10 protein-coding genes and 2 pseudogenes are annotated in these 18,150 nt (G+C 57.9%); 7 read left to right on the forward strand and 5 right to left on the reverse strand.

Features of this window, described 5'->3' with window-relative positions; genetic code table 11:
* The 3 genes and pseudogenes from D3P07_RS27465 to D3P07_RS09690 all read right to left on the reverse strand — a co-directional run.
* Positions 1 to 2,440, reverse strand: a pseudogene (locus D3P07_RS27465) (collagen-like protein); the annotation flags it as partial.
* Positions 2,441 to 2,904: 464 nt separating this feature from the next.
* Positions 2,905 to 3,560: pseudogene (locus D3P07_RS27860) on the reverse strand (collagen-like domain-containing protein); the annotation flags it as partial.
* 399 nt (positions 3,561 to 3,959) lie between these two features.
* Positions 3,960 to 6,134: an exosporium glycoprotein BclB-related protein gene (locus D3P07_RS09690; RefSeq protein ID WP_310732546.1), complete on the reverse strand. Its 2,175-nt coding sequence runs from the start codon at positions 6,132 to 6,134 to the stop codon at positions 3,960 to 3,962.
* A 296-nt stretch (positions 6,135 to 6,430) separates the two neighbouring features.
* Here D3P07_RS09690 and D3P07_RS09695 point away from each other — a divergent pair, with 296 nt between their 5' ends.
* The 5 genes from D3P07_RS09695 (at position 6,431) to D3P07_RS09715 (ending at position 11,070) form a co-directional block, all read left to right on the forward strand.
* Positions 6,431 to 7,231 (forward strand): hypothetical protein, encoded by an 801-nt coding sequence (locus D3P07_RS09695; RefSeq protein WP_119800039.1) that lies wholly within the window; start codon positions 6,431 to 6,433, stop codon positions 7,229 to 7,231.
* A gap of 217 nt (positions 7,232 to 7,448) precedes the next feature.
* Positions 7,449 to 8,300, forward strand: a complete 852-nt coding sequence (locus D3P07_RS09700) for an AraC family transcriptional regulator (protein WP_119800040.1) — start codon at positions 7,449 to 7,451, stop codon at positions 8,298 to 8,300.
* A 128-nt stretch (positions 8,301 to 8,428) separates the two neighbouring features.
* A complete protein-coding gene (locus tag D3P07_RS09705; protein WP_119800041.1) occupies positions 8,429 to 9,103 on the forward strand; it encodes an SOS response-associated peptidase in 675 nt (224 codons plus the stop codon).
* Between the two features lie 190 nt (positions 9,104 to 9,293).
* Positions 9,294 to 10,127, forward strand: a complete 834-nt coding sequence (locus D3P07_RS09710; RefSeq protein WP_119800042.1) for a polysaccharide deacetylase family protein — start codon at positions 9,294 to 9,296, stop codon at positions 10,125 to 10,127.
* Positions 10,120 to 11,070, forward strand: a complete 951-nt coding sequence (locus D3P07_RS09715) for a class I SAM-dependent methyltransferase (RefSeq protein ID WP_119800043.1) — start codon at positions 10,120 to 10,122, stop codon at positions 11,068 to 11,070. Before D3P07_RS09710 ends, D3P07_RS09715 begins: the two co-directional genes overlap by 8 nt.
* Before the next feature lie 133 nt (positions 11,071 to 11,203).
* On the opposite strand, the gene D3P07_RS09720 is transcribed toward D3P07_RS09715, so the two are convergent.
* Both D3P07_RS09720 and D3P07_RS09725 read right to left on the reverse strand, forming a co-directional pair.
* A complete protein-coding gene (locus D3P07_RS09720) occupies positions 11,204 to 12,205 on the reverse strand; it encodes an electron transfer flavoprotein subunit alpha/FixB family protein (protein WP_119800044.1) in 1,002 nt (333 codons plus the stop codon).
* A 52-nt stretch (positions 12,206 to 12,257) separates the two neighbouring features.
* Positions 12,258 to 13,064, reverse strand: a complete 807-nt coding sequence (locus tag D3P07_RS09725; protein ID WP_119800045.1) for an electron transfer flavoprotein subunit beta/FixA family protein — start codon at positions 13,062 to 13,064, stop codon at positions 12,258 to 12,260.
* Positions 13,065 to 13,441: 377 nt separating this feature from the next.
* Between D3P07_RS09725 and D3P07_RS09730 the strand changes: the two genes are divergently transcribed.
* A complete protein-coding gene (locus tag D3P07_RS09730) occupies positions 13,442 to 15,643 on the forward strand; it encodes a (Fe-S)-binding protein (protein ID WP_119800778.1) in 2,202 nt (733 codons plus the stop codon).
* 53 nt (positions 15,644 to 15,696) lie between these two features.
* The gene (locus D3P07_RS09735) at positions 15,697 to 18,147 is read left to right on the forward strand and encodes a 3-hydroxyacyl-CoA dehydrogenase/enoyl-CoA hydratase family protein (protein ID WP_119800046.1); all 2,451 of its coding nucleotides are present in this window, start codon (positions 15,697 to 15,699) and stop codon (positions 18,145 to 18,147) included.
* Positions 18,148 to 18,150: the final 3 nt, after the last annotated feature.

Raw genomic sequence — 18,150 nt, forward strand, 5'->3', positions numbered from 1 at the left:
GTCCAGTTGCGCCATCGGCCCCTGTCGGTCCAGTAGGTCCAGTTGCGCCATCGGCCCCTGTCGGTCCAGTTGGTCCAGTTGCGCCATCGGCCCCTGTCGGTCCAGTAGGTCCAGTTGCGCCATCGGCTCCTGTCGGTCCAGTAGGTCCAGTCGCGCCATCTGCCCCTGTCGGTCCAGTAGGTCCAGTAGGTCCAGTCGCACCATCGGCCCCTGTCGGTCCAGTAGGTCCAGTCGCACCATCGGCCCCTGTCGGTCCAGTTGGTCCAGTTGCGCCATCGGCACCCGTAGCTCCAGTTGCGCCATCAGCCCCGGTCGGTCCGGTTGGTCCAGTTGCGCCATCGGCACCCGTAGCTCCAGTTGCCCCATCAGCCCCGGTCGGTCCAGTTGGTCCAGTTGCGCCATCGGCACCCGTAGCTCCAGTTGCGCCATCAGCCCCGGTCGGTCCGGTTGGTCCAGTTGCGCCATCGGCACCCGTAGCTCCAGTTGCTCCAGCAGCCCCGGTCGGTCCGGTTGGTCCAGTTGCGCCATCGGCACCTGTTGCTCCAGTTGCCCCGGTCGGTCCAGTCGCTCCGTCGGCCCCTGTTGCGCCAGTGGCACCCGTCGGTCCAGTCGCTCCGTCGGCACCTGTTGCACCAGTCGCGCCATCAGCACCTGTAGGTCCAGTTGGTCCAGTAACGCCACTGTCTACTTCCAGTCTAACAATTGCAGATCCTTCTGTGACAGTAATATCGAGCGTATCAGATTCAAAGATCAGATTTTCGCCTAGGCCAACTGTTGCAGCTCCTGTTGGTCCGATAACATTAAACAGTAAGTCACCTTCAAAAGTTCCCGTAGGTCCAGTCGGTCCAGTCGGTCCAGTCGCCCCGTCCGCGCCAGTCGGTCCAGTCGCGCCAGTTGCGCCATCCACACCAGTCGGTCCAGTTGCGCCATCCACGCCAGTTGGTCCAGTCGCACCGTCGGCACCCGTCGGTCCAGTCGCGCCAGTCGCACCGTCGGCACCAGTCGGTCCGGTCGCTCCAGTTGCGCCAGTCGCGCCGTCCGCACCAGTTGGTCCGGTCGCTCCAGTTGCGCCAGTCGCGCCGTCCGCCCCAGTCGGCCCGGTCGCTCCAGTTGCGCCAGTCGCGCCGTCCGCGCCAGTTGGTCCAGTCGCTCCAGTTGCGCCGTCCGCGCCAGTTGGTCCGGTCGCTCCAGTTGCACCAGTCGCACCGTCCGCGCCAGTTGGTCCGGTCGCTCCAGTTGCGCCAGTCGCGCCGTCCGCGCCAGTTGGTCCAGTCGGTCCAGTTGCGCCAGTCGCACCGTCGGCACCAGTCGCGCCAGTCGCACCGTCGGCACCAGTTGGTCCAGTCGCGCCAGTCGCACCAGTCGCACCGTCGGCACCAGTCGGTCCAGTCGGTCCGGTCGCTCCAGTTGCGCCAGTCGCGCCGTCCGCACCAGTTGGTCCGGTCGCTCCAGTTGCGCCAGTCGCGCCGTCCGCCCCAGTCGGCCCGGTCGCTCCAGTTGCGCCGTCCGCGCCGTCCGCGCCAGTTGGTCCGGTCGCTCCAGTTGCACCAGTCGCACCGTCCGCACCAGTTGGTCCAGTTGGTCCAGTCGGTCCAGTCGCGCCAGTAGCTCCCGCACCCGTTGCTCCAGTCGGACCTGTCGGTCCAGTCGGTCCAGTAGCGCCGTCCGCGCCCGTAGCACCAGTGGCACCCGTTGCCCCCGTTGCCCCTGTTGGTCCGGTAGTTCCGGTACCATACGCACCAGTTGGCCCAGTGGCTCCAGTCGCGCCCGTAGCACCAGTTGCACCAGTTGCGCCTGTTGGTCCGGTAGTTCCGGTACCATACGCACCAGTTGGCCCAGTGGCTCCAGTCGCGCCCGTAGCACCCGTTGCACCCGTTGCCCCTGTTGGTCCGGTAGTTCCGGTACCATACGCACCAGTAGGCCCAGTGGCTCCAGTCGCGCCCGTAGCACCCGTTGCACCCGTTGCCCCTGTTGGGCCTGTTGTGCCAGTACTACCTGTGGGTACTTCCAGACGAACAGTTGCGGAACCTTCAGAAACGACAATGTCTAGTGTGTCGGATTCAAAGATCAGATCCTCACCAAAGCCAACTGTAGCTGAACCAATTGGTCCGATGACATTGAATAACTCTTCGCCGGGATTGATAGTTCCAGTTGGTCCCCGACGGCCTCTTTTCCCTCTTTCACCGTCTTTGCCTCTTTTCCCGCGTCTTCCTTCCGGCCCAATTGGGCCTTCTGGTCCTGGAGGTCCTGGAGGCCCTCTGTGGCCTCTTGGTCCGCGGATAAAGGTTACTTTTTTGCAGTCGTCATTCTTCCATTTTTTCTTTTTCTTCTTCCCGCAATGAGAAGAATCGCCCGAATGAATGGATAACGTACTGTTTGAGCGACGTTTGATTATCTTGATAGATTTCTTTTTGCTAGATGGATAATCCAGTTGAAACACCTCCTTGTATTCTCCCTTATATTACGAAGAGCAGATAGATTCTGCATGTGCGTTCATTTAGTGTTTTTCCCTTATATTAGAAAATGTGTGAATGTACATGAGAGAGGGGAGGGTACAGAGCTCATAAAACAAGAGAATCCAAGTCATAGACTAGGCTTCTACGAAGAATGATGACTATTCGATTGTTAGACCTGCACTACCATAACCGACAACCGCATTTATAAGGTTAAAACCCGTTGCAACAGCAGAGTATACGAGTAGCAAACGTGTTTCTGTCGTTACGGGAATACTCAAGCCCGTTAGTGATGCATTACTAATTGTTCCGATATTTACGACGCCAGTTAAAGGAGGGGAGAGGCTGACAAGCGTCCCAGGGATAGGGTTGAAGATATTATCGGGGGTAGCAGAGCTATATAATTGAACTTGAATTGTTATTTCGGTTCCTGGAATATTGCGCCGGGTCCTGTCAAGTCAATTGCTCCGCCAAGAATAGTAGATGTTGGAGCGCTTGTACCAAATCCAAGCAGTCCGCCGGTACCTGCCAGTCCTCCTGCGATCGTTGTTAAAGCGAGGGCAAGCCCTGAAGCGTAAGGGATAATTGCGCCGCCGCCCGCACCGGTTGCCCCTGTTTGCCCAGTCGCACCGTCCGCACCTGTAGGTCCTGTTGGCCCAGTCGCGCCATCGGCGCCTGTAGCACCAGTTGCCCCATCAGCGCCGGTCTGCCCTGTAGGTCCAGTAGCGCCATCGGCGCCGGTTGGCCCTGCAGGTCCAGTCGCGCCGTCCGCGCCGGTTGGCCCTGTAGGTCCAGTAGCGCCGTCTGCACCAGTCGATCCTGTTGGCCCGGTTGTACCATCGACGCCGGTCGGTCCCGTTGGCCCGGTCGTGCCGTCGGCCCCGTAGCACCAGTTGCCCTATCTGCCCCGGTAGCACCAGTCGGCCCTGTAGGTCCCGTAGAGCCAGTTGCGCCAGTGGAACCAGTCGCTCCTGTAATACCAGTAGCCCCCGCAGCCCCTGTCGGCCCAGTCGCGCCGGTTGTGCCAGAAGGTCCCGTAGCCCCTGTCGCTCCTGTGTGTCCGCGTTTACCTCTTTTGCCGCGAGGCCCCTTTGGTCCTCTAGGGCCCCTATAGCACTCGCATTCATCTTTTTTTCCATGCTTGTATGACTTTCGTTTCTTTTTGTTTTTGCTGCTGCTCGAATGCTTGGACAGGATGATGATCTCGTGATCTGGACCAGATCTTTTTTTAATCATACGCAACTTTTTGTACCCATCTTTTGCTTTCAGTGAAAACACCTCCTTATCATTCACTTATTCTATGAAAAAGTAATAGAAATGGCTTGTACGTTCTGGAGGAAAAATTAAAAGATAATAGGCTAGAGTAGGAGAGTTAGGGGATAAATGTGAATATAGTAATTATGTAAAAAGAGGGTAAGAGAAATCGTTTTTTTTCTATAATATAAAAAGAACAAAAACAGACCAAGCTGGCACTTGGTCTGTTGGGAATAGGGAGTCGGATACGGTTTAGTTAATTGTAATACCTGCGCTGCCATAACCGGCTACTGTATTGACTAACGTTAATCCAGTAGCCGTTGCGGAAAAGACGAGCAGGAGACGGGTCTGCGCTGTAACCTGGATGTTTAACCCCGATAATATGCCATTGCTGGTCGTCCCGGGAGGCACAAGCAGACCAGATAAGGATGGTGCCAGCGTGACAGCTGTGCCCGGAATTGGTCTGAAAATGTTGTCTGGCGTCGTTGAACTGTACAACTGAGCTTGCACCGTAATTGTTGTCCCGAGCAAATCGAGCGCCAATGTTGTACTGAAGTAAGCGGCGATGGATGTGATGACACCGTCTCTTGGGACAGAGAAGGCGAAATTGAGCAAAGTTCCTGCAGCACCAGTCAGATCGATGGTAGCCCCAAGCACGCTTAATGTTGGACCGCTACTACCGAAGCCGACAAGTCCTGCGGTACCGGCTAAGCCGCCAAGGATTGTGCTTAATACAAGCGGCTCGCCAGATGCGAATGGAATAATGGCTCCGCTGCCAGGTGTGCCTGTGGCACCGGTCGCTCCAGTAGCTCCAGTTGCACCTGTGGTTCCAGTAGCGCCTGTGGTACCCGTGGCACCTGTAGCGCCAGTAGTTCCTGTCGGACCAGTAAGTCCCGTTGGTCCGGTCGCCCCTGTGGCGCCCGTACCTGTAGCGCCTGTGGCGCCAGTAGCTCCTGTTGGACCGGTCGCTCCTGTGGCGCCCGTACCTGTAGCGCCAGTAGCGCCAGTAGCTCCTGTTGGACCAGTAAGTCCCGTTGGTCCGGTCGCCCCTGTGGCGCCCGTACCTGTAGCGCCTGTAGCTCCAGTTGACCCCGTCGGACCTGTGGCTCCAGTGCCGCCGTCCACGCCGGTCGGCCCCGTCGGACCTGTGGCTCCAGTGCCGCCGTCCACGCCGGTCGGCCCCGTCGGACCTGTGGCTCCAGTGCCGCCGTCCACGCCGGTCGGCCCCGTCGGACCTGTGGCTCCAGTGCCGCCGTCCACGCCGGTCGGCCCCGTCGGACCTGTGGCTCCAGTGCCGCCGTCCACGCCGGTCGGCCCCGTCGGACCTGTGGCTCCAGTGCCGCCGTCCACGCCGGTCGGCCCCGTCGGACCTGTGGCTCCAGTGCCGCCGTCCACGCCGGTCGGCCCCGTTGGACCGGTAGCTCCAGCAGCACCATCCGCGCCGGTTGGTCCCGTCGGTCCAGTTGCCCCGGTTGTTCCGGTTTCGCCAGTCACGCCTGTCGCTCCTGTGGTGCCCGTGGCGCCCGTGCCTCCTGTAGCGCCAGTGGCTCCGGTATTCCCGATTGGCCCTTGCGCTCCTTGGGCGCCTTGCGACCCGGCGGGTCCCTGTGGTCCGGCAGGTCCTTGCTGTCCGGCTGCACCTTGAGGCCCTCGCGGTCCGACAGGTCCTTGTGCTCCGGTTGCGCCGGCTGCTCCAGCCGCCCCAGTCGCTCCAGTGGTACCGGTGGCGCCCGTAGTACCCGTGGCACCGGTGTTGCCTACAAGACCTTGCGGCCCCTGAGGTCCTTGAGGTCCCACATTGCCTTGAGGTCCCTGTGGACCCAGAGGTCCCTGAGGTCCTAGTGGTCCGGGATCGCCTTGGAGACCTTGAGGTCCTTGAGGTCCTTGGGCTCCTGGCGGCCCGACTGGCCCTTGCGGTCCGATCGGTCCTTGAACGCCTGTCGCCCCCGTTGAGCCAGTTGGTCCGGGAGGGCCTCCTGAAGGCCCGGTAGCTCCTGTGCAGCCTGTTGCTCCGGTGGCTCCCGTAGCTCCAGTTGCACCTGTAATGCCAGTTGCACCTGTTGATCCTGTAATGCCAGTTGCACCTGTTGATCCTGTAGTGCCTGTTGCACCTGTAATGCCTGTAGCTCCTGTAGCTCCTGTAGCTCCGGTCGCGCCAGTCGTACCAGTCGCGCCAGTAGGTCCGGTGCGGCCGCGCTTGCCTCGATCGCCGTCATCACCTTTTTTGCCGCGTTCGCCTTCAGGTCCCTGGGGTCCTAATGGACCTATCTGACCTCTGATTTCGCTATGCTCATCACGATGATGGTGATGAGGACGAGGACGATATCTTCTTCTTGTTCCTGAGATGAAGATGCGTTTTCTCTTTGCAACAGCTATTTTTTTATGTCTCTTCGGATAGTTGCCGCGATTGGACGTTTTGATTTTCAACGTTTGTTTTTTTGTTGAACGTTTGCGGTAACGACGATTGGAATCGTTCAGTTGAAGCACCTCCTAGGTAATTTATTTATACTACGGGCTAATGTGTAGGTTTGCTTGGGTGCAGGATAGATGTGCGCGTAGGTATTGACCTATTTTTAGAAAAATGGGCGCTTGATCAAGGTTGACAACAGTTTATGAGAATGTTTATCATTTAAATGATAATAGTTATCAGTGTATAGGCGGATAAAAGGGAAGCGTCCGAATAAGACAGCCCTTGTTCTGTGCGCGGAAAGGGGTTGGAATCAATGCAGACGGGGACCAAACAGCCATGGAACTGGCTTCTATTCCCATTCTCCGCCGTGACGGCAGGGCCGTATGGCGTGTTCGCCGCTACGGTCGGGCATGGGGTATATTCGATTGAAGATGAATCCGAGTGGGACAAGCTGAGTGCAGGCTTGCCTGATACGACGGGAATCCACCGGCTTCAGCTGCACCAGGAGCTGCTTCATGCTTGCACGAATAACGGTTTGTATGAGTGGAACGGAGAAGTGTGGGAGCAAGATGGCTTGACACTGCCCTGCTATCAATGCCGCAGGCTTGGAGGCGCATGCTACGCCTCAACGTCGGATGGTCTATGGATCCGGACGGGGTCGAAGTGGGGGCAGCTCTCTTGCGAGGGGAAGCATGTATTCGATTTTCTAAGCCTCCCGCAATATGTCATTGTCGGACATGACACCGGCATTTCCTTATACGACAGGTTCATGGATGAATGGGCACATTTTGAGCTGCAGCGCAGTATTACCAGCCTTGCTGTCTATCGGGGGCATCTGATCGGCGCGACGGATCAGGGGGAATTGGTGGTAGGGGATAAGAAAGGCCGATTCGACCGGATTCAATTTGGGAAAAAGATCATTTATTCCATAGTCTCGAAGCGGGGCGGGCTTTATGTGTGCACGGATCAAGGGCTATTCAAGCTCGTATACATAGCAGACCGTCTGGTGCTGTTGTCTGTCCAGCTTGGATTCCCGGTGACGGATGTCGACGTTCTGGGGGATCAGATCTATATGGCGACGCTGTTCCATGGGATTCAGACGAAATCGCTGTAACACGAGCAGCTTCTGTAAGCCAGAGAGCAAAACCTTGCTTGCCAAAGGGGAGAGCCTTGATTCTACGATGAGCCATCGGTAGAGCAGGGCTTTTTTTGCTGAATAGACGTAGACGGCATCCGCGAGAAATAGAGTATGGACAAACGATCTGCACTTCAAGTAACATGGCAGTATTCATGGGAATTAATGCAGCTATGCATCGGGGAGAGAGATCAGCGTGTCAGAAGATTTATTGCTAACGTTTCGTTCGCCGCCTCTGCCTTTTTTTGTAGAGTCGAACCGAATTACATATCGACCAGGCGAGGAGCATCCCAACCGGACGAATCTTGGTGTATTCGACCTGCTGTTCGTGAATGAGGGAACGCTCTATGTAGCCGAGGAGAATCATAAATGGACTTTGAAGCCGGGAGATGTGCTTATCTTGCGGCCGGATCGCTGGCATTACTCCTTTCGTCCTTGCGACGAGGAGACCGTGTTCGATTGGGTGCACTTCCAGACCGTTGGAGCATGGGAGGAGACTGAGGACAATCAGCCCGGCAGCATCCGGGGCGATTATTATACGTATGCCATTCGATTGCCGAAGAAGATGAAGCTTAATTACCCGGATGAAGCGAAGCTTATCTTCTCTCAGCTTCATGAAGCGGCAAAGAGCTCCTCACATGGCGCTTTCTGGGACCGGCAGCAGCGATTCCTGCATCTGCTTCAAATGCTGGATGAGGGCTGGCGTTCGGACGCGGCTAGAGCGGCTGTATCCGTAGCGGAGCGAGCAGCGGCTTACTTGAAATTGAATTACCGAACCTCCATCAGCAACACAATGCTGAGCGAGGTGCTTGATCTCCATACGAACTATATCACACGCTGTATGACGGAAGTGTTCGGCTGTACGCCGCAGCAATATTTGCTGTATTACCGCCTTGACCAAGCGAAGCTGCTGCTGATCAAGACCGACTGGACGATTGCGAGAGTAGCGGAGGAAACCGGCTTCCGGCAAACCCCGCATTTCTCGCGGCTGTTCGCATCCCACACAGGCATGCCACCGCTCAAATTCAGGAAGCGGTTTACGACCTAAATGATTAATCCCGGCAACTAAATCTGGACGTTCAAAATTATTTCGAGAGCTCCCATGCATAATTTACCTCCATCCTACAAAAACTGGATTCAATTACGCAGCCAAGAGGCTAAAGGAGCGATCCAGCGATGATTGAACGGTTTTCGTTGACGGTGGATATGAGTGAGATCGTGGAGCGGTTTGGAATCAAAAAAGTGGTGGTCGGACACACGAATCGGTTCAACATAGCGCCGACACAGAACGTGTCCATCGTTATGAATGATCGGCATGAGACGCGCGTGCTGCAGGAAGCCAGATGGGGACTCTTTCCGTTTTGGGCCAAAGATTCGGTGAATGCCGATTATGCGGCTTTGCCGGATAAGCCATTCCTGCACCGGATGATGAAGCGCCAGCGCTGTGTTATTCCGTGCAGCGGATTTTACGGACAGAAGACCTTCGGCAAGGAGCGGGAGCCGAGAGCGATGCATACGGTTCTGCCCGGTCATGCTGTGCTTGGCATAGCCGGAATGTATGACTGCTGGCGTCATTCAAGCGGCAAGGAAGTGCGTGCTTTCACCATGCTGACGGCTGCAACTAACGGATCGATGTCGGTTTGGCAGCCGCGCTTGCCAATCGTGCTCGACGAGGAAGGCATCGAGGATTGGCTGAATCCGAAATTGACGGAATTCAGTAAGCTCCGCAAGCATATGGAGGTCCCGGAGAGCTACTTGCTGCGTTCCTATCCGGTCACAAACGCCGTCCATGATGAATGGTACGAAGCGCCTGATTGTATTAGGGAAATTGCGCTTCCTGATTTTGCATAACAAAGAAAAGAGAAGCTGGTCTTGTGCAGATTTAATATGCCGAGACCGGCTTTTTTTTGTAGTGGATAATATCTGAATTAATCTCTAATTTTTTCCTATTTTTTCATCATACCCCTTATAATAGAGGGAGTTAACGCTTTTTGCCGCAGATTCATAAAAAATAGATGCAGAAAGGGTGAAGCCGTTGGACATGATTTTTACGGTAGATCTGGAAGACTGGTTTTGCAGCCCGGAGTTGTCACTTGCCGATTGGAAGCGCTATCCATTCAGATTGGAGAAGCCAACGCATCTGCTGCTTGATATGCTGGACGAAAAGAATGCGAAAGGGACGTTTTTTGTATTGGGCTGGATAGCAGAGCATAAGCCTGAGCTGGTGAAGGAGATTCACCGGCGTGGTCATGAGATTGCATCGCATGGATATGCTCACCGACTGGTGTATGAGCAGTCGCGCCTGGAATTTAAAGAGGATATCCGGCATTCGAAGCTGCTGCTGGAGCAGCTGACCGGTTCAGAAGTTCGCGGTTATCGGGCACCGTGCTTCTCGATGACGGAATGGGGACTGGAGCTGCTGGAGGAAGAGGGCTTCAACTATGATTCAAGCTTAATGCCCAATTCATTCGCGGGCGAATCCGAGCGGCTGCGCGGATATCCAAATCTGAATGCCGGTTCCTCATTCCGGATTAGAAGAAGGCTGATCGAATATCCATTACCGGCGCAAAGGATCGGAGGGCTGCATATTCCCTGGGGAGGCGGAGGGTATTACCGGTTGTATCCGTACGAAGTATTTCGTTACGGTGTGCAGTCATGGCTGAAGCGCCATGATTATTTCCTGTTTTATATTCATCCGTATGATTTGGACAAGGAGCAGCCGCGCATATTCCAATCGACGTGGTCTAACAGCTTCAGAAGATATTACGGGCTTGGCGGGACTCACCGGAAAATCGAGCGAATGTTGAATGACTACGACTGCATGTCAATTGAGCATTACGAGCATCAAGCCTTAGGCATGGTCCGGCATGGCTGACCGGGTAGAGCGGATCATCGGCAAGCCAGCCGATGGCAGCGTGGCAGAGTTATTCCGAGATGATGAGCTTCTGACCTGCATGGCTTATTTATTCGCGCGAGAATCGGGCATACGATTGCCTGAAAGGTACAGGATAAGCCATTCTGTGCTGGAAAGGCTGAAAGAACGTGGATGGGTATCCCCCGCCGGAAGATTGCTGGACAGAAGACTTGCCTATAGCTGTTATGAGTATGAACGGCAACTATATCGCAAGGAACGGCTGGACCAGCTGCTCCTTGAAGAAGCGTCGGGCAGGCGAAGCATTGCGGACATTTGCTGCGGCGGGGGCGCTACGATCTTTGCTTTGCTGAAGGCGGAATGGCGGGAGCGGGTATGCGGAATTGATGGTGCAAGTGAACAGATTGGGCTTATGCGGAAGCTGCTGGAGATGGAAGGCAGTTATGAACGGGTACATACGAGCGTTGCAGGCACAGCGGCGTTTGCAGTGGACAGCTTAGCGGATGGACAGCGAATTGAAACTCATATCGGTGACATTCACCGGCTGCCTTGGAAGGAAGCGAGCTTTGATATGGTCATTTGCCGAGCGGCGCTGCACTATCTGGATGTCAGGACGGCAATCGGGGAGATGTATCGCGTGCTTGAACCTGGAGGAAAGCTGTTTTTGCTTGTTCACGGCTCGGGTTATCCGCTAGATTACTTGATTCGCAGGCGGATGATATGGAGGATAGAGACGATCGCATATGCTCTTCGGAAGCTGCGTCCGGTATTTGGGGCTGAGCATGACCTAGACCATTCGCAAGGGCGTTATTTGAAAAGGAAACAGGTGGAGAGCTTCATAACCGAGGCCGGATTCAAACATATCCGTTATTATACGGACAAGCACCGGATGATACTGGGACGATTCCCTGTATATTTTGCAATTGTGGCTGAGAAGCCGGAATGAGAGATAAAGCGCAGATGAAGAGAGCTTGCAGCAAATAGGAAAGCTATGCATCAGAGAAACCTCCGAATCGGTAGATTCGGAGGTTTCTTGTTGCTGCGGTCAGAGTGCAGACAGTAAGAGAAAAGCTCTCTTGTTAGTCGGCCTGCTGATTGGCGCGAAGCACTTCGGAGGTAAGCAGCGGCACGACCTCGAACAGGTCGCCGACGATGGCGTAATCCGCGATGCTGAAGATTGGAGCATCGGGGTCCTTGTTAATGGCGACGATGGTGCGGGACTGGCTCATGCCCGCAAGATGCTGAATCGCGCCGCTGATGCCGCAAGCGATATACAGCTGCGGCGTCACGACTTTGCCGGTCTGCCCGATCTGGAGGGCATAGTCGCAGTAGCCTGCGTCGCAAGCGGCGCGGGACGCGCCTACCGCGCCGCCGAACGCAGCGGCAAGCGCGTGCAGCGGCTCGAAGCCTGCCGCGCTGCGCACGCCTCGGCCTCCCGATACGACGACGTCGGCCTCGGCGAGATCAAGCTGTCCGCTGGCGCGGCGAAGCACCCCGCGCACGGCGGTCCACAGCTGCGGCGGCGCGTACGGAAGCGCCTGTACGGCGCCGCCGCTTCCGCCGGCATCCAGCGGCTCCGCCGGCGGAAGATTGTTCGGGCGCACCGTGACGACCCACGGGTGCCCCGGCAGGAAGCTGCGCCGCTCGAACGCCTTGCCGGCGTAGAGCGGGCGAATGAAGCCGACGTCTGCGCCATCTGCGGGCGGCTCGATGGCGGTGACGTCGGCGATGTGGCCGGCGCCATAGGCCGCGGCCACCCGGGGCGCGAGCTCGCGCCCCGCAGCGGTATGGCCGAGCAGCAGCGCGTCCGGCTTGACCGCATCCATGGCTGCGCGCAGCACGGCGAGATAGGCCTCTGGCGCGTAATCCCGGAGGGTAGGATCGTCGGCGATATGCACGACATCCGCCCCTCGAACCTGCAGCGCGGCAGCGTCCTCCGCCGCGCCGCCGCTTCCGGCGAGGACGGCGTGCACCGAGCCGCCCTCGCCTGCGAGGCGCCTCGCTGCGCCGAGCGCCTCGAAGGCGACGCGGCGCAGCGAACCGTCGCGCCGCTCGGCATAGACTAGTATCGTTCTGGACATGCGATACAGCTCCTTTCACATCTGGGATAAGCGGTGGGTCTTGTCATCGCTCTTACAGCACTTTCGCCTCCGTCCGCAGCAGCTCTACCAATCCCGCTGCCTGTTCTTCCGGGGAGCCGGCAATCCGCTTGCCTGTAGCGCGCGGCGGGGGAGGGGAGAGCGCTGCTCTTTGTGTACGGGCAGCGTCCCCGGCGCTGAGCCCAAGCTCCGATAGCGTTACGGTGCGCAGCGGCTTGCGCTTGGCCTTCATGATGCCCGGCAAGGACGGATAGCGGGGCTCGTTCAATCCCTGCTGGGCGGTAATGAGCGCCGGAAGCGGAATGGCCACCGTCTCGGTATCGCCCTCCGCATCGCGCTCGATCAGCGCGTATTGCGACGCTTGCACCGGATGGGAGAGCCCAAGCTCCTCTGCCGATCCCAGCGTTAACTTCACTGCTGCAGAGGCATGGGGCAAGCCCAGACGCTCGGCCACCTGAAGCGCGACGCTGCCGGAGCCGCTGTCTACGGCGAACAGCCCTGCCAGCAGCAGGTCGGGAGAGAGAGGGCCGACGACCGCAGCCAGCGCCTCGGCAACCTCATAGCTGTCGCCGGAGAGTCCTTTGCTATCTAGCCGGACCGCTTCGTCGGCACCGACGGCAAGCGCCGTCCGCAGCGCTTCCTGCGATCTTTCCGTTCCGCATGTGACGGCGATGACCACTCCTCCCAGCTTCTCTTTCAACTGAATGGCTTCTTCCAGCGCATATTCGTCGTACGGATTGATGACGAACTTGGCCTCACGCTCGTCTACGCCTTGGGGCGTGACGATTATTTTTTCCTCGGTGTCGAAGGTTTGCTTAAGCAACACGACAACTTTAGGCATAAGAGCTTCCCTCCCAGTCGTCCAAAAATAGGGCTTGCGGAAATGCAATACGTATTGTCCATCAGTGCTACCTTATGATGAACGGAGGGCGAATAGACCGCCAGCCATTCGCCGCTCCCGAAGCATGTTCATCGGATGCCGTTCATATACTTGGAGCACCGCGGCCATTTTTGAAAGCGCTTTATAAGCTTGTCCGACCAATCCGGAGGACGGCCATAGCCGGCGAGGCTGGGGCAATACGGGAGACGGGGAGGGCTGTGCGAATGACAGGGATATGGCAGACGCTGGCTGCCGGCGCAGGCGAGTCGCGCGGGCTGGCTGCGCAGCTTACGGCCGATACGGCTGCGCTTCTACTGGCAGGCTATCCAGATGTCATCATGTGGGGGAGGTGGATACTGTTCGCAGCGCTGACAGGGAGCGCAGTTTGGCTGTTTGCCGCTGTTGTGCTTCGTCGCATCGGGTATATGCGGCTGGGGGCGCCGGCAGCATTCGAGCGGCACAAGCCTGTCAGGCACAAAGGCATTGCGGGCGAGGTGCTCGGCCATCGCAGGCTGCTGAACGATGTTCGCAGCGGCGTTATGCATCTCGTCTATTTCTACGGCTTTATCATGCTTCAATTCGGAGCGCTTGATCTGATCTGGAAAGGGCTGAACGGCGGCAAGCCGCTGCCGCTGCCGTATTACGGAGCTTTCTCTTTGGCACAAGAGATTACGGTTGCGCTGGTGCTTGCAGCTGTGCTGTACGGCGCATACCGCCGCTATGGCGAGAAGCTGACCCGGCTGAAGCGGGGATGGAAGCCGTCGCTGGTCATGTGGTTTATCGGCACGCTTATGCTGACGGTGCTGCTGTCTCTCTCCTTCGAGCGATTAGCGGCGGGATCGGGAGAATCGGTGGCGGCTTCCTACGCTCCAATGAGCGAGCCGATATCTCAGCTTCTGATGCTGCTTGGCGTTCAGGAGAAGAGTACGCTTGCCATAGCCGGGTTCGAGCTGTTCTGGTGGTTGCACCTGCTGGTTCTGCTTGGCTTCTTGGTCTATGTGCCGCAATCGAAGCACTTTCATCTGCTTACCGCTCCGGTCAACCTGTGGTTCAGGCGGAACGAATCGCCGGGTCGGCTGGCGCCGCTTGATCTGGAGAATGAGGAAGCGGAGTCGTTCGGCGCCGGGAAAATTGAGGATTTCAACCGGAAGCAGTTGCTCGACCTGTATGCCTGCGTCGAATGCGGACGGTGTACGAATGTGTGTCCGGCAGCGAGCACAGGGAAGCTGCTTTCACCCATGCATCTCATTGTGAAGATGAGAGATCATTTGACGGAGAAGGGAGCTGCCCTCACCTCCAAATCGCCATGGCTTCCCGCCGGACTATGGTCCGGCAAAGGAGTGAATGACGGGGCTCATGTCATGGGCGCGGTCATGCCGGCTTGGGAGGCGGCGGCAGGGGAAAGCGAAGAGATGCTTCACCGCACCGACATTGGCCCTACGATGGCGGTTCAGGGCGCGGCTTGGAGCAAGCGGGAAGATGCGAGCCCGGCAGAGCTGCAACTGATCGGGGATGTCATCACCGAAGATGAGCTGTGGGCTTGTACAACCTGCCGCAATTGCGAGGATCAATGTCCCGTGGGCAACGAGCATGTAGACAAAATTATCGATATGCGGAGATACCTGGTATTGATGGAGGGGAGCATGCCGTCCGACGGTCAACGCGCTCTGCAAAACATTGAGCGCCAGAGCAATCCGTGGGGGCTTCCTCGTGCGGAGCGGGCGGCTTGGATCGAGGAATGCGAGCGGAAAACGGGCATTCGGGTCGACACGATGAGCGAGCGCAAGTCGCAGGACCGCATGCCGGAGGTGCTGCTGTGGGCAGGCTCCATGGGGTCGTACGATACGCGCAGCAGGCGCGTGCTGTTCGATCTGGTTCGGCTGCTTGCCAAGGCGGGCATAAACTTCGCCACTCTCGGCCAAGAGGAACGCAGCTCGGGCGATACGGCCCGCCGCATCGGCAATGAGCTTCTGTTCCAAGAGCTGTGCCGGGACAATATTGCCGTGCTGGCCAAATACGGCGTGAAGCAAATCGTCACTGCATGCCCCCATACGTACAACACATTCAAAAACGAATATCCGGACTTCGGGCTGTCAGCAGATGTACGGGTTATGCATCATACCGAGTTGTTGGCGGCGCTTGTATCGGAAGGAAGACTCATTCCGAGGTTTGATGTGGAGGAGCATGTGACGGTACACGACTCCTGCTATCTTGGACGATACAACGATACGTATGAAGCGCCGAGAAGCATCTTGAAGGCTATACCTGGAATGTTCATCGAGGAGATGGAGCGGTCGGGCAAAAACGGCATGTGCTGCGGAGCGGGCGGCGGGCTGATGTGGATGGAGGAGCATGCCGGTACGCGGGTCAATTACGCCCGGACCGCGCAAGCCCTGGCCGTCAAGCCTACCGTGATCAGCTCAGCCTGTCCGTATTGCCTGACGATGATGGAGGATGGCCTTAAGTCGCTGCAGGAAGGGGAGAATGTCATCGCACGCGATGTGGCGGAGCTGCTCGCCGACAGCGTGTTCGGAGAGTGACAGTGAGCCGGAAGAAGCAGCTTGAATCTATAAACATGAGGTGAGGCGATACGATGACCAACCAACAGACCCGTACGAAGAACGCGGGTTCCATTCGCAATGCGGCCGTCATCGGCTCCGGTGTGATGGGAGCGGGAATTGCCGCGCACTTGGCGAACGCGGGCATAAACGTCTTGCTGCTTGATGTCGTGCCGAAGAAGCTGACTGAAGAGGAGGAAAGGAAGGGGCTTGCGCTATCTGACGCTGCGGTGCGCAATCGATTGTCTGCGGCGGCCGTAGCCAGAATGGCGAAGGCGCAGCCGGCCCAGCTGTACGACAGCGCATGGGTGAAGCGCGTGACGCCGGGCAATCTGACTGATCATCTGCTGAATCTGGGCGATGTCGACTGGATCGTCGAGGCGGTCGTTGAGCGGCTGGATATCAAGCAGGAAGTGCTCGCCGCTATTGAGTCAGCGCGGCGTCCCAGTACTCTGGTCAGCACGAATACGTCGGGCTTGTCAGTCGCGGCGATGGCGGAGGGCAGGAGCTTGGAGTTCCGGCGGCATTTTGCCGCGACGCATTTCTTCAACCCGCCGCGTTACATGAAGCTGGTAGAGGTGGTTCCGACAGACGATACGGACCCGGAGACGATCGCGCTGCTGACAGAGCTATGCGAGAGGCGGCTGGGCAAAGGCGTGGTGCTGGCGAAGGATACGCCGAATTTCATCGCCAACCGGATCGGCTCCTACGGCATGATGGTGACGCTTGCTGATACGGAGATCTTCGGTCTTACGGTGGAGGAAGCCGATGCACTTACGGGACCGGCGATCGGCAGGCCCAAGACGGCGACCTTCCGCATGCTGGATCTGGTCGGACTCGATACGCTTCTGCATGTCGTGGACAATGTACGGGAGAGAAGTGCCGACGACGGGGAGCGGGCGATCTTCGAGAGGCCGGAACTGCTAGCCAGGCTTGTGTCGCTTGGCAGGCTGGGCGAGAAGTCTGGAGCGGGCTTCTATCGGAAGACCAAAGGCGAGGATGGCCGCAGCCGGATCGAGTCGCTGCGCCTGGATACGCTGGCGTACGGAGAGCAGCGGCGTGTCTCGTCCCCTGTCATTGAAGCAGCCAAGGCGGCGAAGGGAACAGCGGCGAAGGCGCGGGCACTGCTGGCCACCGATCCCGATCATAAGCATGCCCGGTTCGCTTGGTCGACGCTGAAGAAAACGCTATTGTATACGGCTGCTCAAGTTGGCGTCATTGCGGATTCGATTACGGAGATTGACCGGGCGATGCGCTGGGGCTTTAATTGGGAGCTCGGTCCCTTCGAGCTATGGGACGCGATAGGTCTGGAAGAGTCAGTCGCTCGGATGAAGCGAGAGGGCGACAGCATTCCGGCCTGGATAGAGGAATGGCTTGCCGAGGGGCATGCGAGCTTCTATCGCGTATCCGGTCAGAAGCGGTTTCATGCGGCAAGGGGCGGATTCACGGCGGAGAAGGAAGAAGAAGATGTCATCTCGCTGGCGGCGCTGAAGTCTGCTGGACGCACGGTATTCTCCACGCAAGGCGCCAGCTTGATCGACCTTGGCGATGAAGTAGCCTGCTTGGAATTCCATTCGCAGAACAATGCGATCGGAGGCGAGGTGCTGACGGCGATCCGGCAGTCGGTGCAGGAGGTGTCCCGTAATTGGAGAGGACTGGTGCTGGCCAATGAAGGCCGCAACTTCTGCGTCGGCGCTAACCTTGTCCTGTTGCTCATGGAAGCGCAGAACGGCGAATGGGATGAAGTCGAGGAAATTATTCGTTTCTTCCAGGACAGCATGCTGCGCCTCAAACGGCTTGACCGGCCAGTCGTGGCCGCTCCGCATCGCATGACGCTCGGCGGCGGTGTCGAGGCATGCTTGCCGGCGGATCAGATCATTCTATCGCCGGAGACCTACTTCGGACTGGTGGAGACGGGCGTTGGCCTTATTCCTGCAGGCGGGGGCTGCAAGGAAGCGGCGGCGCTGGCAGCTAAGCGGGCTGCGGCTGCATCGGGAGGCGCCAGAGGAAGCGCAGACATTCAGCAGCCGCTAAACGCGCTGTTCGAGACCATCGCCATGGCGAAGGCGTCGACAAGCGGTCATGATGCGAAGCGGCTCGGGCTGCTTCGTCCGCAGGATCGCATCATTACGAGACAGGACGCCCGCATATCGGAGGCGAAGCGGGCGGTGCTGGAGCTTGACCGGGCGGGCTATACGCCGCCGTCTGAGGAACGGATTGCCGTTGCCGGCAAGGAGGGCAAGGCGGTGTTGAAGATGGCAGCCCAATCCATGCGCTTGTCCGGTTTGATCAGCGAGCATGATGCTCTGATCGGAGGCAAGCTTGCTCATGTGCTTGCCGGCGGGGATGTGAAGCCGGGATCGGAGGTTAGCGAGCAATACTTGCTGGATTTGGAATGCGAAGCGTTCCTCAGCCTGTGCGGCGAGCGCAAGACACAGGAACGCATGAGCCATATGCTTGCCACGGGCAAGCCGCTTCGCAATTGAGAG

The sequence above is a fragment of the Paenibacillus sp. 1011MAR3C5 genome (assembly GCF_003591485.1).
GTDB lineage: Bacteria > Bacillota > Bacilli > Paenibacillales > Paenibacillaceae > Pristimantibacillus.